The organism is Dysgonomonas sp. HDW5A (genome assembly GCF_011299555.1).
Lineage (GTDB): Bacteria > Bacteroidota > Bacteroidia > Bacteroidales > Dysgonomonadaceae > Dysgonomonas_A.
Map to the genome: position 1 here is coordinate 225,216 of NZ_CP049857.1, position 15,656 is coordinate 240,871.

Annotated in this window: 13 protein-coding genes; 12 read left to right on the plus strand and 1 reads right to left on the minus strand. The window is 38.1% G+C overall.

Features of this window, described 5'->3' with window-relative positions; genetic code table 11:
* Positions 1-235 precede the first annotated feature (235 nt).
* The 5 genes from G7050_RS00810 to G7050_RS00830 all read left to right on the plus strand — a co-directional run bounded on the left by G7050_RS00810 (position 236) and on the right by G7050_RS00830 (position 9,156).
* On the plus strand, positions 236-1,777 hold the full coding sequence (locus tag G7050_RS00810) for a tail fiber domain-containing protein (protein WP_166109798.1): 1,542 nt from the start codon (positions 236-238) through the stop codon (positions 1,775-1,777).
* 53 nt (positions 1,778-1,830) lie between these two features.
* Positions 1,831-3,354: a tail fiber domain-containing protein gene (locus G7050_RS00815; protein ID WP_166109801.1), complete on the plus strand. Its 1,524-nt coding sequence runs from the start codon at positions 1,831-1,833 to the stop codon at positions 3,352-3,354.
* Between the two features lie 54 nt (positions 3,355-3,408).
* Complete coding sequence (locus tag G7050_RS00820; RefSeq protein WP_166109804.1) at positions 3,409-4,950, plus strand: tail fiber domain-containing protein; 1,542 nt, start codon at positions 3,409-3,411, stop codon at positions 4,948-4,950.
* Between the two features lie 551 nt (positions 4,951-5,501).
* Entirely contained in the window at positions 5,502-7,523 is a 2,022-nt protein-coding gene (locus G7050_RS00825) for a hypothetical protein (protein WP_166109807.1), read from the plus strand.
* A 79-nt stretch (positions 7,524-7,602) separates the two neighbouring features.
* Positions 7,603-9,156 carry a PKD domain-containing protein gene (locus tag G7050_RS00830; RefSeq protein WP_166109810.1) on the plus strand — a complete coding sequence of 518 codons (1,554 nt, stop codon included), beginning with the start codon at positions 7,603-7,605 and terminating at the stop codon, positions 9,154-9,156.
* Positions 9,157-9,239: 83 nt separating this feature from the next.
* Here G7050_RS00830 and G7050_RS00835 read toward each other — a convergent pair whose 3' ends face one another.
* Positions 9,240-10,433, minus strand: a complete 1,194-nt coding sequence (locus G7050_RS00835; protein ID WP_166109813.1) for a saccharopine dehydrogenase family protein — start codon at positions 10,431-10,433, stop codon at positions 9,240-9,242.
* Between the two features lie 388 nt (positions 10,434-10,821).
* On the opposite strand from G7050_RS00835, the gene atpD reads away from it, so the two are divergent.
* The 7 genes from atpD (at position 10,822) to G7050_RS00870 (ending at position 15,598) form a co-directional block, all read left to right on the plus strand.
* Positions 10,822-12,348 carry a F0F1 ATP synthase subunit beta gene (gene atpD / locus G7050_RS00840; RefSeq protein WP_166109816.1) on the plus strand — a complete coding sequence of 509 codons (1,527 nt, stop codon included), beginning with the start codon at positions 10,822-10,824 and terminating at the stop codon, positions 12,346-12,348.
* A 110-nt stretch (positions 12,349-12,458) separates the two neighbouring features.
* Complete coding sequence (atpC, locus tag G7050_RS00845; protein ID WP_166109820.1) at positions 12,459-12,704, plus strand: ATP synthase F1 subunit epsilon; 246 nt, start codon at positions 12,459-12,461, stop codon at positions 12,702-12,704.
* 3 nt (positions 12,705-12,707) lie between these two features.
* The gene (locus tag G7050_RS00850; RefSeq protein ID WP_166109822.1) at positions 12,708-13,118 is read left to right on the plus strand and encodes a TssN family type VI secretion system protein; all 411 of its coding nucleotides are present in this window, start codon (positions 12,708-12,710) and stop codon (positions 13,116-13,118) included.
* Between the two features lie 40 nt (positions 13,119-13,158).
* Positions 13,159-14,208 (plus strand): F0F1 ATP synthase subunit A, encoded by a 1,050-nt coding sequence (atpB, locus tag G7050_RS00855; RefSeq protein WP_255499287.1) that lies wholly within the window; start codon positions 13,159-13,161, stop codon positions 14,206-14,208.
* A 56-nt stretch (positions 14,209-14,264) separates the two neighbouring features.
* Positions 14,265-14,519: an ATP synthase F0 subunit C gene (gene atpE / locus G7050_RS00860; protein WP_050708158.1), complete on the plus strand. Its 255-nt coding sequence runs from the start codon at positions 14,265-14,267 to the stop codon at positions 14,517-14,519.
* Positions 14,520-14,536: 17 nt separating this feature from the next.
* On the plus strand, positions 14,537-15,037 hold the full coding sequence (gene atpF, locus G7050_RS00865; protein ID WP_166117606.1) for a F0F1 ATP synthase subunit B: 501 nt from the start codon (positions 14,537-14,539) through the stop codon (positions 15,035-15,037).
* Positions 15,038-15,043: 6 nt separating this feature from the next.
* Entirely contained in the window at positions 15,044-15,598 is a 555-nt protein-coding gene (locus G7050_RS00870; protein WP_166109827.1) for a F0F1 ATP synthase subunit delta, read from the plus strand.
* Positions 15,599-15,656 lie beyond the last annotated feature (58 nt).

Sequence of the window (15,656 nt, forward strand, 5' to 3'; positions counted from 1 at the left end):
ATTGATCATAGGGGGTCTCAGGAGCAATGCGTTCCTGAGACCTTTTTGTTAAAAACTACTTTTCTTCATTATTGTCAATAAAAAAATCTATATTTGCGGCAAAGAGGAACAACGAAAATTCTAATATTTAAGAAATAAAAGGGTACTGCAAATGTTAAATTTCAGTACGTAATACATTCGCAACATACCTAGTGCTACGAGTTGTATATACCTATAATCTAATTTTGCCTAAAAAATGAGAGTAAAAATTCTACTATTAAACTTTGTTTTATCGTCCCTAGGCTTATCTATGGCTCAGGTTGGATTAAACACCGAATCGCCTAAAGCATCCTTACAGGTATCGACAGCAACAGCCACAGACAATACTGTAAGCGAAGGGATAATCGCTCCAATATTAACTCGAACTCAACTAATTGCTAAAGATGCACTATACGGAGCCGATCAGACCGGAGCAATAGTATATATTTCAGAAACTTCGGGAACACCCTCTCAAAAGACTTCTCTTATCGACTGGAAAGGATATTACTTTTTTGATGGGACAATATGGAAACAGCTTGGTACCGAACCTTGGTATCGAAAAAACGGTGGACCGGCCATTGCAAATTCCGATTCAATTTACCTCAGAGGAAAAGTGGTTATAAATGGGACTGAGATAGCAACAGTGCATGGTGATAATGCAGCATTAAGTGTTTATGGCGCCGATGCGTTAATTAATGGATTAACAGTTGGAAAAGGGTCTGGAAATATCACTGGCAACATCGCTGTAGGTGAGAATGCTTTATTGGCAAATACTACCGGAAATAATAATATTGCAATAGGCTATTATGCCTTGGCTAAGAATACTAACGGAAGCCACAACATATCGATGGGGTCATTAGCAACCCCTAGTCTTGCATCTGGCGATTACAACATTTCAGTAGGATATATGGCAAATAGCAGCCTCATTACGGGAAGCAACAACATTGCAATAGGCAGTCAGTCCGGTTTTCCGGGAGGAACGAGTAATATAGCTATAGGCTACAAAGCAGGTAGTGATATTACAGGAACGAACAATATCGCTATAGGTGCTTTATCCAGAATCATTTCCGGAAATAATAATATCGTCATTGGAAATGTAGCCAGCATAAATGGCAGCGGTACTAATTTTAATATCGCTATTGGAGACTCTGTTACTGTTGAGGGTAATTATAACATCGCTATAGGAAAACTCTCTAAGGTTAGAGGCACCAATTCTGTAGCTTTAGGCTATGGATCCATTAACAATACAAATAACTCGATAGTACTGGGTTCTTCGCAAGTAAACACAATCAGAGCTGCAGTTACATCAATTACAGCTCTATCTGATCGTAGGGTCAAAAGAGATATTCGAGAAAATGTTCCAGGATTAGCTTTCATCAATAAATTAAATCCTGTAACCTACAATATGGATGTATCGGCGATGGCTTCTCTGCAACAAACTCCAGACACCATAAATATGCAGAGAAAGTTAGAAATTGAGAAAATATTACATACCGGATTTATAGCTCAAGAGGTTGAAAAAGCTGCTCGAGATATAAATTATGACTTCGATGGAGTTTCTATACCACAAAACAAAAATGAAATATACGGTGTGAACTATACCTCATTTGTACCATCGCTGATAAAAGCTGTTCAAGAACAAAAGAAACAAATAGAAGAACAAGAACAGTTTATTGAAGAACAAAAATTAAGTATCCAAAAACAAGATATTTTAGTACAAGATTTAAGAAAAAGATTAGCAACCCTTGAAGCCAAATAAGATTACTTAGCAGTTATCGAACCGAAATGGTAAGGTTATTACACATCCCCATTATGAGAAAAAATACAATTAAATTAATATTAGCCTTGGGAATCCTTTTGTGCTTCACAATACAGATCAAGTCACAAAACATAGGTATAAATACCACCGACCCGAAAGTATCGTTGCACATTATAGCTTCCGACAATGCTTCCTTGGCAGAAGGGCTCATCGCTCCGTCTCTTACCCGCCAACAACTTATTAACAAAGATGATGCATATGGTATTGATCAAACAAATACCCTCATATATATCACAGATCTGTCGGGCACAACAACATCCAAGACAAAAGAAATAACATCACCCGGATATTATTTCTTTGATGGTATATCGTGGCAATCTTTTTCTATTGAGCCCTGGTATAAAATAAATACTTCAGAAAAAGCAATGTTAAACACCGATTCTATCTACCAGCGAGGAAAAGTAGTAATAAAAGGTAATACCATAGGTAATGTAAATGGTGTACCTGCTGCCTTAACTGTATATACCGCCGATGCCTCTTTTAACAATGTAAGAGTAGGAAAAGGTAATTTGAATTTAGCTCGAAATACTGCATTAGGATACAATGCATTGTCATTCGATGAAACGGCAACTGAAAATAACAACCTTACGGCTATAGGCAATAACTCGTACAGTAGTTTTACTGCTGCATCAGGAACAACTATTGGAAATACTTACTATCCTTCAAATAAACTAACTACCGATTTTGTATCATTATCATCTTCGTTTTTAGGAAATATAAGTCCTTTATCCATAAAAATAGGAGCAGCACGAACCAGCAGCTCAGATTCCTGTAATGTTCAAATAGGATATATCAACCCTAACGGAACTAAAAACTCAATATTGATAGCGGGTTATATGTCCTTGAATCCAACAGAAGACTCAGTTTTATTAGGCGACTCTATTAGTGGAAATGGCACAAGGGAATCGGTTTATGTGGGAACGAGAATAAGTACTAATAGTGCTACCAGAGCTACAGTTATCGGCTCAAATAACCGAGCTAATTCAACTACACACCTCATTATAGCTAACAATACAAGCTATCCCTACGAAGGATCTTATGGAGTTGTACTAGGCAATGCAAATATTACCTCCATCCGAGCTGCCGTAACCTCTATTACCTCTTTATCAGACTATAGAGTAAAAAAGAATATTGAGAGTAATGTTCCCGGAATCGAATTCATAAAAAGACTAAATCCGGTTACATACAAATTAGATATACCATCAACAGACCAACCAATGTCGAAAAGGTCACCCGAGAATATTCGACATAGTGGTTTCATTGCTCAGGAGGTAGAAACTGCTGCCAAAGAGATAAAATATAATTTTGATGGAATCTATGTGCCACAAAATGAAAAAGACAGATACGGGCTCAATTACTCTTCATTTGTTGTACCTTTAGTAAAAGCTATTCAAGAACAACAAGCAATCTTAGCCGAACAACAAATAGCGTTATCACAGCAAAAAAACAAATTAAAAGAGCAGAATGCACGATTGGAGATTTTGTCTCAAAAACTCGCTGCATTAGAGCAACAATAAAGCCTCAATCTTTTTTATTTCCAAAGCAATTACAACAATAAATAGAACTCATTTATGAAAAAAAATATACTATATCACCTGCTTCTTTCGCTTGCTCTTTTCAGTACAAGTGAGTTCGCTCAATCGCAAGTTGGTATAAATACAAAAGATCCTAAAGCAACATTAGACATCCATAGCTTATCAACAACTCCTACAACTCCTGAGGGACTTATAGTACCCTCATTAACACGTCAGCAGACCATCTCAAAAGATGCAGCATATGACAACACACTAACAGGAGCAATAATATATGTGACTGACTTATCGGGGACATTAACGACAAAAACAAGAGCTATCAACAGAATAGGATATTATGCCTTTGACGGAACTATGTGGATTCCTTTTCAAAAAGAACCTTGGAATAAAGTAGGTACCAATCAAGCTTCTACAGAAAACACCGATGATATTTATTCCAATGGAACAGTAACTATCAATTCGACATCAGCATTAACATCAATGGCACTAACAGTAGTGAGTCAAGATGCATACATTAATGGAATCAGTATTGGTAGAGGAAAAGGAAATGTGAGTTCCAATACTGCAGTTGGGTATAATACACTAAATAATAATACAACAGGAACCACGAACAATGCAATTGGATATAACGCACTAGCTAAAAACACAACAGGAAGCTATAATATTGCAGTTGGTTACTCAGCTCTTGCCAATAACGAAAAGGGAAACTACAACCTGGCTATAGGCTATCGTGTTAATGAAAACAGACAAGACAGTCTCACATACAATGTTGCAATCGGCGCAAATGCAGGCTTTACTGCAGGCAACTATAATGTCGCCATTGGTACTAACGCCATTGGTACAACAACCTCTGGGGGTAACACAATAATAGGAAATGGAGCCAAGGCTGCAGGAGAGATGCTAAACCTTGCTATCGGAACAAATGCTTCGACCAGCGGGGGCAAAAACAATACAGCAGTAGGCTATAACACCACATCCATAGGTGAAGGTAGTATTGCAATAGGGTCTACAGCAAGAACTCAAGGCACAAACACTATTGCCATAGGATATGGTGCGACTAACACTGTGTCTAATTCGATAGTACTGGGAAATAGTTCAATAACTTCAATAAGGGCAGCCGTGACATCTATTACCTCCCTTTCTGATCTTCGCTTAAAAAAAGATATTCAAAATAATGTACCCGGATGGGATTTCATAGGGAAGTTGAAGCCTGTTACTTATCATTTGGATCTAAGTGCAGAAGCTTCGATAAAAGGCATTCCTGCTGAATCCCGTATTCTTGAATCGGAAAAAGCAGCCGAAAAAATAACCAGAAGCGGTTTAATTGCTCAGGATGTTGAATCAGCAACTAAAGAAATCGGGTATGACTTTGACGGAATTTATATTCCTGAAAATGAAAAAGACACTTATGGACTTGGATATACAACATTTGTTGTGCCTTTGGTAAAAACAGTTCAAGAACAACAAGTTATATTAAAACAACAACAACTAACAATACACATACAACAGCAAAAAATGAATGAACGAGATACAGAGATAGACTTATTATTGAAAAGAATAGAAGCTCTGGATAGTAAATAAACTTTCCTGAACTCTAAATAACAAAATAAAAAGCTTATTTGCTTCGGATTTTGTTTATATCTATAAAAGAATTATATTTGTGACTTAAACAGAACTCTTTAGCTATAAAAATGGCAAGCATATTAACAAATAATCATTTCAACAACGAGCTTATATTTAACAATTTAAGCTTGGATTATTGTGCCAAAATATTAGAGAGAGAGAGAGAGAGAGAGAGAGAGAGAGAGAGAGAGAGAGAGAGCTAACTAGCAAACACGTTAGTTATAAAAATATTTTAGGCGGAACTTTCCGCCTTTTTTTTGGCTTGCGTTTTAAAGACGCAAAGACTTTCATTCCTAAATATTCCCCAATAAATACATCTATAGTTGTGTCGGTAAACACTTTCGTGTCGCCGATTTATTTTGTTGTTGTCATTTCAGATCAGCACGTAAAGGGTATTTATCTATGTCACAACTATGCTCGGCAGCAGCGTGTAGCGATTACATGCTGTTGCTATTTATCCTTACATTTTCAAGCTACTAACATTAATTAATTATCATAAAACGATGACAATGAAAAAGTTTTTTTTAACAGCAATGAGCATATGGACTATAGGCTCTATATATGCACAGATCGGTGTAAATACCGAAACGCCGGCAACGACACTTCATGTACTGCCCGGAAAAACGGACGGTACAACGGCTGAAGGGATTATCGCTCCTAACCTGAAAAGGTCGGAAGTGATTGCCAAGGACAGTAAATATGCAACTGCACAAACAGGGGCAATGGTATACGTTAGCGACTTGTCGGGAGTACTGACTACCAAAACAGCGAAAATCATAACAACCGGATACTACTACTTCGATGGGGCTCTTTGGCAACCATTTACAAGTGGATCTGCTTCCGTTACCACAGCCAACAACGGTTTGACAATGAACGGCACAACTACCCAATTGGGGGGAGCTTTAATTAAGGCGACAAGTATTACAGGCACAGACCGATTAACTTTAGCTACGCCTACTACTATTTCGGGCATCCTCCAAATTACCAGTGGATCGCCTGATACAGGAAAAGTACTGACCTCAGACATAAATGGCACTGCAACTTGGGTTACACCTGGCATAAGTACCGCCAACAACGGTATAACAATGAATGGATCTGTTGCTCAATTGGGAGGAGCGTTAAATCAAAACACAACTATTACAGGAGCTACCCGGCTTACTATAGCTACACCAACTACTATTTCGGGAACAGCACTTCTTATTACAAGCCCATTACAGATTGCTAGCGGATTACCTGGTGCAGGAAAAGTATTAATGTCCGATTTTACGGGTAATGCAACATGGGCTACAGCAATAACTACCGCAAATAATGGTTTAACAATGAATGGAATAGCTGCCCAACTAGGAGGAGATTTAACCCAACCTACAAGCATTACAGGAACAAACCGATTAACTTTAGCTACACCACTTCAAATAAGTAGCGGAACACCCGGTGCAGGCAAAGTATTAACATCGGATGCCAGCGGTAATGCTACATGGGCTGCTAACGCAACCCCTTGGTATAAGGTGGGTACTACAGTTCCATCGATATTGAACACTGACGATTCGTACCTGACAGCTAAAACAGTTATCGGAGGAAATACCATTGCTTCTATCAATGGGGGAACAGCCAATGCACAACTTACAGTAACAGGAGGAGATGCTTCCATTAATGGTATAACTGTAGGAAGAGGGGCAGGCAATATATCAACAAATATAGCAGTAGGAGCCAATAGTTTGGCAGCAAACACTTCAGGAACCAATAACACTGCTATTGGGTCAGGCGCCTTAAAAAGTAATCAAACTTCGTCTTTAAATACTGCGGTGGGGTACCAAGTTCTTCAAGCTAATACAACTGGCGGTGCTAATACTGCTATGGGATATTCAGCCGGAAGTGGCCTGACGACGGGAAATGGTAATACTGCTATTGGATATTCAGCCGGAGCTAATCTGACGACGGGAGCTTATAACGTGGCTATAGGTTACAACGTGAGTCTTCCGGATCCTGCAGCCAATTTCCAAATGAATATAGGTAATGCTATATATGGGGTTACTAGTCTTACTGCTGGAGCGGGGCGTGTAAGTATTGGTAAAACAACTCCTGATGCAGGTGTATTTTTAGATGTAGCCGGCTTAACACAAATAACAGGAGCCGGAAAATTCAAATATGTAGATAACAATCAGTTATCAGGACGGGTATTGTCTACTGATAATAATGGTGTTGCTAAGTGGGCTGATCAGAATATGCTTACAGGGAGTTGGTTTTATTTGCCATCAATAAACTTAGATATGAGTACAACAACAAGTAAAACAATAAATTTATTTACAGCCGGTGTACAACAGCTAATTCAAACACCAATAATAAGTAGTTTTGGTGGTGGCAATCTACCTACTCTTCCTACAACAGCAAGTGCATACGAATATATGGTTGTAGGTAGTAGTGGACACATTACAATATCAAATATATCTTCATTAGGAGTTATGACTTATACACCTACCACCACCAACCCTCCTCCATTTGCTTTTGTGAATATCATTGTTCGGGTTAAATAAAATTACAACCCATAAGCTAGTATTCAATAAACTCACGCTCCGCCACGATGTGACGGGGCTGATAAAATAGGTAGATTATATGCTAAAAAAAATAATATTAATTTTAACCCTGTTCTTAATAACAGTGGGCAGCATCTATGCTCAAAAAGAACAATACAACTGGTATTTTGGGTTTAACGCCCGTCTTTCCTGGAATTCAACCAGAACACTTACAGGAACAGGAGTTTACGGAACAGCTAACGCCACCTTAACAGGATTACCTTTACAGTTTCCCGGATCGGCTATGCAAACATATGAAGGTTGCTTTTCCACTTCGGATGCAGATGGAAATATTTTGTTTTATTCGGATGGGATAACCATATGGAACAGAAACAACCAACAAATGGTTACAGGCTTATCGGGCGATCCGTCTTCGGCACAATCGGGAATCATATTACCGTACCCCGAAACTCCGGGTAAATACATTGCAGTAACATTAGGGAAAGACAATTCAAACAACCTCTCTTATACTGTTGTAGATATGTCTCTGAATGGAGGGCTTGGGGGCACAGTCCCTGCTACAACGAACGTTGCACTCACAGGACAATCCGGAGCATTGGGTGAATCGGTTTTTGCAGTAAGACATACCAACAAAGAGGATTTCTGGATAGTGGCTCCGGGACGCACAACCACTACATCTTATCTGAATGTATGGAAAGTAACTTCTGCAGGCGTACAAACTACCCGATATAGCGTAGCAACAGTAAGTATAGGCTTCACATCATTAGGAGCCAATGGATACCTCAAATTTACAACTGACGGTCTACACTATGTATGGGCAGATTTCCTTAGCGGAAGACTTGTTTATGGCGATTTTAATCCCACAGCAGGTACTATCACCAACGTAAAAATCCGTAATACATATCCGTTATTTCCTTCTAACCCTAACCGTGCATATGGAGTAGAGTTTTCGCCTAGTGGCAAATATCTGTATCTGACACAGGCTCCGGGTAGTTTGAATACAAACCAGGTTTCAGGATTAGTAGTTTATGATTTTGCAGCTTTGCTGGCTACATCTAATCCTAATTCAATAAATCCAGTAAAAACTATCACTAATCCGGTTTCTCTAGCTGACGGTGTTACCGACCATTTCGGAGGTATACAACTTGGGCCCGACGGGCGGATGTATATCTCCCGGTTCTCCTCTACAGGGATGTTTGTAATTACCAATCCGGAAAGCCCTACGGCTATGAATATTTATAAACTCCTGAATTTCTTACCCGGCAATGGCTATTGGGGACTACCCAACTTTGCTGCACCGTGGTTTCGGATGGAGCTTACACCTCCGGCAAATGCCGAAAGTTGCGCAAACGTATCAGCCACTTTTCAATTATCAATCATTCCGGGTATGGGGCTTAGTAATGTAAGTAGAATCGTAATAGATTTTGGTGATGGTGGTACAACAACATACAACAGCCCCCTAAGCAGCCTGTACAGCTTCCCTCACACCTATAATAAACCAGGTATTTATACCATTACAATTACTGCTTATAACGCAACGGGAGGGGTCGAAATTTCGACATCTTCTACTATGACCATAAATTCGTGTGCGATGAGAGTTAATCCGCAAGTGAGCGTTAGAGCCGGCACTTAATAAGATTAACTCGTAATTTTCTCAAAAAAAACAGGAGGGCAAGTATATTATTGTCCTCCTGTTTTACTTAGTATCTAAATCAATTACATTTCCAAGTCAATATCAAATAATTCGTGCCAAGGTAACCCTTGCTTGTTTAATTGCTCCATAAACGGATCGGGGTTAAACTCTTCGACATTGAATACTCCGGGTTTACGCCAGATTCCTTTAAAGAACATCATGGCTCCTATCATGGCAGGCACACCTGTAGTATAGCTTACTCCCTGCATACCTGTTTCCTTGAAAGCAGCCTCATGCGAACAGTTGTTATATATATAATAGGTACGTTCTTTACCATCCTTTACGCCTGTGATACGGCATCCGATAGAAGTTTCACCTGTATAATTCTCTCCAAGCTCTCCCGGATCAGGTAAAACAGCTTTCAAAAACTGAATCGGAACAATCTCTACACCATTATATATAATAGGATCGATACGAGCCATTCCTATATTTTGGATCACACGTAAGTGAGTCAGATATTCCTGCCCGAAAGTCATCCAGAAACGAGCACGCTTAAGTGTTGGGAAATTTTTCACCAACGACTCCAATTCTTCGTGATAGATCACATACGATTCTTTTGGTCCGATATTAGGATAATTCAATGGTTTATGGATTTCGTGCGGTTCGGTTTCAACCCACTGTCCATTCTCCCAGTATTTTCCTTTCTGAGTAACCTCACGTATATTAATTTCAGGATTGAAGTTGGTTGCAAAAGCTTTTCCATGATCACCTGCATTACAATCTACAATATCTAATGTATGCAATTCATCAAAATGATGTTTTGCTGCATAGGCAGTAAATACACTTGTCACACCCGGATCAAATCCACAACCAAGAATAGCCGTAAGACCCGCTTTCTCAAATCTATCTTTATAAGCCCACTGCCAGCTATACTCATATTTTGCTTCATCTTTTGGCTCATAATTCGCAGTGTCCAGATAATTAACACCACATGCCAAACAAGCATCCATTATAGTCAGATCCTGATATGGCAAAGCAACATTGATTACTAACTCGGGTTTAAACGAATTAAATAATTTAATCAAGTCCTCAACACTGTCGGCATCCACTTGAGCTGTTTGAATTCTACCTCCCCCAATAGCTTGGGCAATAGCATCACATTTCGATTTGGTGCGGCTGGCAAGCATTACTTCTGTAAATACTTCCGGATTCTGAGCAACCTTGTGAGCTACTACTGTACCTACACCACCTGCTCCAATAATTAAAACTTTACCCATTTTAGAATTGTATTAAAAGCCTTTTGTTAATTAATATTTAAAATATAGTAAGTACACTTATTTTTTCTACAAAAATAAAACTTAAAAATGAAATATTGGCTATATTTGCTTCAACAATCATACTAAACAGATAGTAATAATATAATATTTTAGTAACTTCTTGAAATATCATTATTGCAAAGTGTGTAAAATATGAAAGTTATTAGAATACTGTGATTGAATAAATAAATATATATTTCTTAAAGTAGGAATATATTATTCGAAACCTGAGAAACATAAATTAAATTGTTGTTACGTTTTACTGCGAACATCGCGTCTTTGACAAATACCAGTCAAAACAGTCCCTGCACAGTAAACTTAGGAGATAAGAAATAAAAAATATATAATTATGTCACAATTAGTAGGTCGTATATCTCAGGTAATAGGTCCCGTAGTGGATGTCTATTTTGAGCAAAAAGAAGGTTCGGCACCAAACTTACCCCAGATATATGAAGCATTACATGTACAAAGACCAAACGGTAAGGTTTTAATTATTGAAGTACAGCAACATATTGGAGAAAATACCATTCGTGGTGTTGCAATGGATAGTACCGATGGTTTAAGACGAAACCTGGATGTTATCGCAACCAGAAAACCCATTACCGTTCCGATAGGCAATCAAGTAAAAGGTCGCTTACTAAATGTGGTAGGAGATGCCATTGACGGCATGGAAGCTCTTGATAATTCAGGAGGATTACCAATACATAGAGAGCCCCCTAAATTTGAAGACCTTATAACCTCTCGCGATGTATTATTTACAGGAATAAAGGTTATTGACTTATTAGCTCCTTATGCAAAAGGAGGTAAGGTGGGTCTTTTCGGTGGAGCAGGTGTTGGTAAGACCGTATTGATTATGGAGCTTATCAATAATATTGCTAAAAAACACAATGGATATTCGGTATTTGCCGGAGTTGGAGAGCGTACTCGTGAAGGTAATGACTTGTTGAGAGAAATGATTGAATCGAACGTTGTTCGCTATGGTGATGAGTTCAAAAAAAGTATGGAAGAAGGTCATTGGGATTTATCGAAAGTTGATCCTAAAGAACTCGAAAAATCTCAAATATCACTTGTCTTCGGACAGATGAATGAACCTCCCGGAGCACGTTCGTCAGTAGCACTTTCTGGACTTACGGTTGCAGAATCTTTCCGTGATGCAGATCACGAAGATGGTGCACCTAAAGATATACTATTCTTTATAGATAATATATTCCGTTTTACGCAAGCAGGTTCTGAGGTTTCCGCCCTTTTAGGTCGTATGCCTTCGGCAGTAGGTTATCAACCTACCCTATCTACTGAGATGGGTGCAATGCAAGAGCGTATCACTTCAACCAAGAATGGATCTATTACATCTGTTCAGGCAGTTTATGTGCCGGCAGATGACTTAACTGACCCTGCTCCTGCAACCACATTCTCTCACTTGGATGCAACCACAGTATTGAGCCGTAAGATTACAGAGTTGGGTATTTATCCGGCAGTAGACCCGTTGGATTCTACATCTCGAAGCCTCGACCCGAATGTTGTAGGTCAAGAACATTATGATGTTGCTCAACGAGTAAAACAAATATTACAAAGAAATAAAGAACTTCAGGATATTATCTCCATATTAGGTATGGAAGAGCTTTCAGATGAAGATCGCCAAACGGTAAACAGAGCAAGACGTATTCAACGTTTCTTATCACAACCGTTTAATGTTGCCACACAGTTTACAGGCGTTGCCGGTGTAATTGTAGATATCAAAGACACGATAAAAGGATTTCAGATGATTCTTGATGGTGAGGTTGACGATCTGCCCGAACAAGCTTTCTTAAATGTGGGAACTATTGAAGATGCAATCGAAAAAGGCAAAAAATTAATGGCACAAGCGTCTAAAGCTTAATAATACGAAGAAGTTCACAGAGCTTATTTATTGCTTTTTCTCCATATTTATAGCTAACGACTGTAAATATTAAAGGCAAAGTAATAGATATTCAACATTAGTTATAATAAATGAAAGAATTACAATTAAAAATAATTTCACCCGAAAAGATACTGTTTCAAGGAGCGGTGTTATCCGTAATACTTCCGGGGACAGATGGTGAATTTGGTATATTGCCCGATCATGCTTCCCTTATAGGGTCTTTACGCAAGGGAGATATTTCTTATGAAATAGAAAAGGGATCGCCGGAAATAGTTACCATTGAAAGTGGATTCGTTGAAGTCAAAAAGAATGTAGTTACCATTTGTGTAGAATAATTTATGAACATATTCAAAGCGAATTTAATTATATACGTGATTGCCTTCGGACTCTTAATCAGTGGATGCTTAGGATTAGGGTTATCTTATTTCTTACCAACTTTTAATTGGAATTGGTTCATAGGTCTTGCTGCATTTTATCTGGTTATCGAATCGATAGTCGTATTGATGGTAGAGAGTTTCAGCCAGAAAAAAAACATAAAACAAATGGTAAACATCTACATGTTAACTAAGGTCATAAAAATCATAGCATCTTTGATCTTTATAACAGTGTATGTTGTTATAGTGAAAGAAAACGTCAAAGCTTTTGTAGCTGTTTTTATATTATTTTATTTATTATACCTGATCGCCGAAACCTTCATTTTCATGAAAACAGAAAAGCGTATCAAAGAAAAAAATAGTAGCAATGAATAGCCAATTAAAATACATATTTATACTGGTATGCTTATTCGTAATGGGGACGACGTCTTCCTTTGCTTCTGAAGGAGATTCGTCTGAAGAAGCAAAAGAACTTAACGTTAAAGAGTTAATACTTGAACACCTTGCGGATTCATACGAGTGGCACATTACAACATGGGGAGAACATCATATCTCGGTTCCATTACCTGTAATAGTGAAAGGCGAAAATAGTGGATGGAATGTATTCTGTTCTTCAAAACTAAACCATGGAGCTTCGGAATACAAAGGCTTTTACATTGCTAGCGAAGGTGACTACAAAGGTAAAATTGTCGAAAAGAATGCTTCAGGAGAAGAAATCAGACCCTGGGATATTTCTATTACAAAAAATGCTTTTGCACTTATCATATGCAGTATTATAACCCTTGTACTTATTTTGTCAGTAGCCAGATGGTACAAGAAAAACTCAACAGCTGAAAATCCAAAAGTTCCCGGAGGATTCATTGGATTCATGGAGTTATTTATAATGAGTGTTAACGATGATATCATAAAACCATGTATCGGTAAAAATTACAAGAAATTTGCTCCTTATTTACTGACTACATTCTTTTTTATCTTTATAAACAACATTGCCGGTTTAATTCCGATTTTTCCCTTCGGAGCTACTGTTACAGGCAATATAGCAGTCACTTTAGTACTGGCTGTATTTACGATGGTTATTGTTAATGTATTTGGTACTAAGGAATATTGGAAAGAGATATTCTGGCCCGAAGTTCCTACATGGCTAAAGGTACCTGTACCAATTATGCCTGCGATAGAATTAGTTGGAATCGTTACAAAGCCATTTGCCTTAATGATTCGTCTCTTTGCTAACATTTTGGCAGGTCACTCCATCGTTTTGGGATTGGTATGTTTGATCTTTGTTACAGTGAAACTAGGAACCGGAATTAATACTTCAATGACTGTGGTATCTGTTATGTTGACGATATTTATCAGTTTTGTTGAAATATTGGTTGCATATATCCAAGCATACGTATTTACAATGCTATCAGCAGTATTTATTGGTTTAGCACAGGTTGAACCTCACAAAGAAAAGAATCATAAATAAAAAGGTATGAGACCTTAAACGATAAACAATAATTAAATAACTAAAAGAATAAAATTATGTTACTATCAACTATTCTACAAGCAGCAGCTGAAGCTGGTGCAGGACTTACAGGATTCGGTGCAGCTCTAGGAGCAGGTTTAGCAGCTATCGGTGCAGGTCTGGGTATCGGTAAAATCGGTGCTTCTGCGATGGAAGGTATCGCTCGTCAACCCGAAGCTAGTGGGGATATCCGTATGTCTATGATTATTGCAGCAGCCCTAATTGAAGGTGTGGCTCTATTTGCTGTGGTAGTTTGTGGATTTATCCTATAAAACAATTAAATTAATAAATTATGCTTTTACAACCTGAAGCCGGTCTTTTATTTTGGATGCTTCTATCTTTCGGAGTCGTTTTTGCTGTATTGGCAAAATTTGGATTCCCGATTATAACAAAGATGGTCGAAGATCGCAATGCGTACATCGAAAAATCTTTAGATGCAGCCAAAGAAGCCAATAAACAATTGGCTCAAATAAAAGAGCAAAGCGAAGCTATATTAGCTTCAGCCCGTGAAGAGCAGGTGAAAATCTTAAAAGATGCTGAAAGCACCAGAACCCGTATAGTCAACGAATCTAAGGAATTGGCACGTGCCGAAGGATTGAAAGAGCTGGACGAATTAAGAAAGCAAATGAAACGCGAAAAAGAAGATGCAATAAAGGACATACGTCGTCAAGTTGCAGACCTTTCGGTGGATATTGCAGAAAAAGTAATTCGCAACAATCTCAACAGCAATGCTGAGCAAATGGCAATGATAGACCGTTTGATTGACGAAGGTATGGTATCTAAATCTTAATATAATATGAATTCAGGAATGGTATCTATGCGTTATGCACGAGCTTTGTTTAGCTATGCTTTGGAAAAAAAGGCTGAGGACACGATTTTTTCAGAAATGAAAATCTTGTCTGAAAACCTTGCCAGTAGTTCACAACTTCGGGCAACACTAGATAATCCTGTACTGAGTACAAGGGACAAACTGGAACTTATAAAACTTGCTGTCGGAGAAACCATAAGCGATGTATTTGTTCGGTTTATCCAATTGGTATTGCATCAGAGAAGAGAAAACCATCTGCAAACGATCAGTTTAGTATACTTAGATTTATACAGGAAATATAAGAATATTAGTGTCGGAAAATTAGTAACGGCATGTCCTGTCGATGATACTACTATAAATAAAATTAAACAACTGGTTAAACAGAAAGAAGAGGGTACAATTGAATTTGTAACCGAAGTAGATCCAAAACTTGGTGGTGGTTTTATTTTATATATTGGTACTTATAGACTTGATGCCAGTGTGGCTTCTCAATTGAGCAGAATAAAAAGCCAATTGATGAGTAAGAATAAAAAAATTGCATAGTAACCTTATGTTGTAACAGGCTTTGGTTATAATGTCCACCAAAGCAATAAAATAGGTC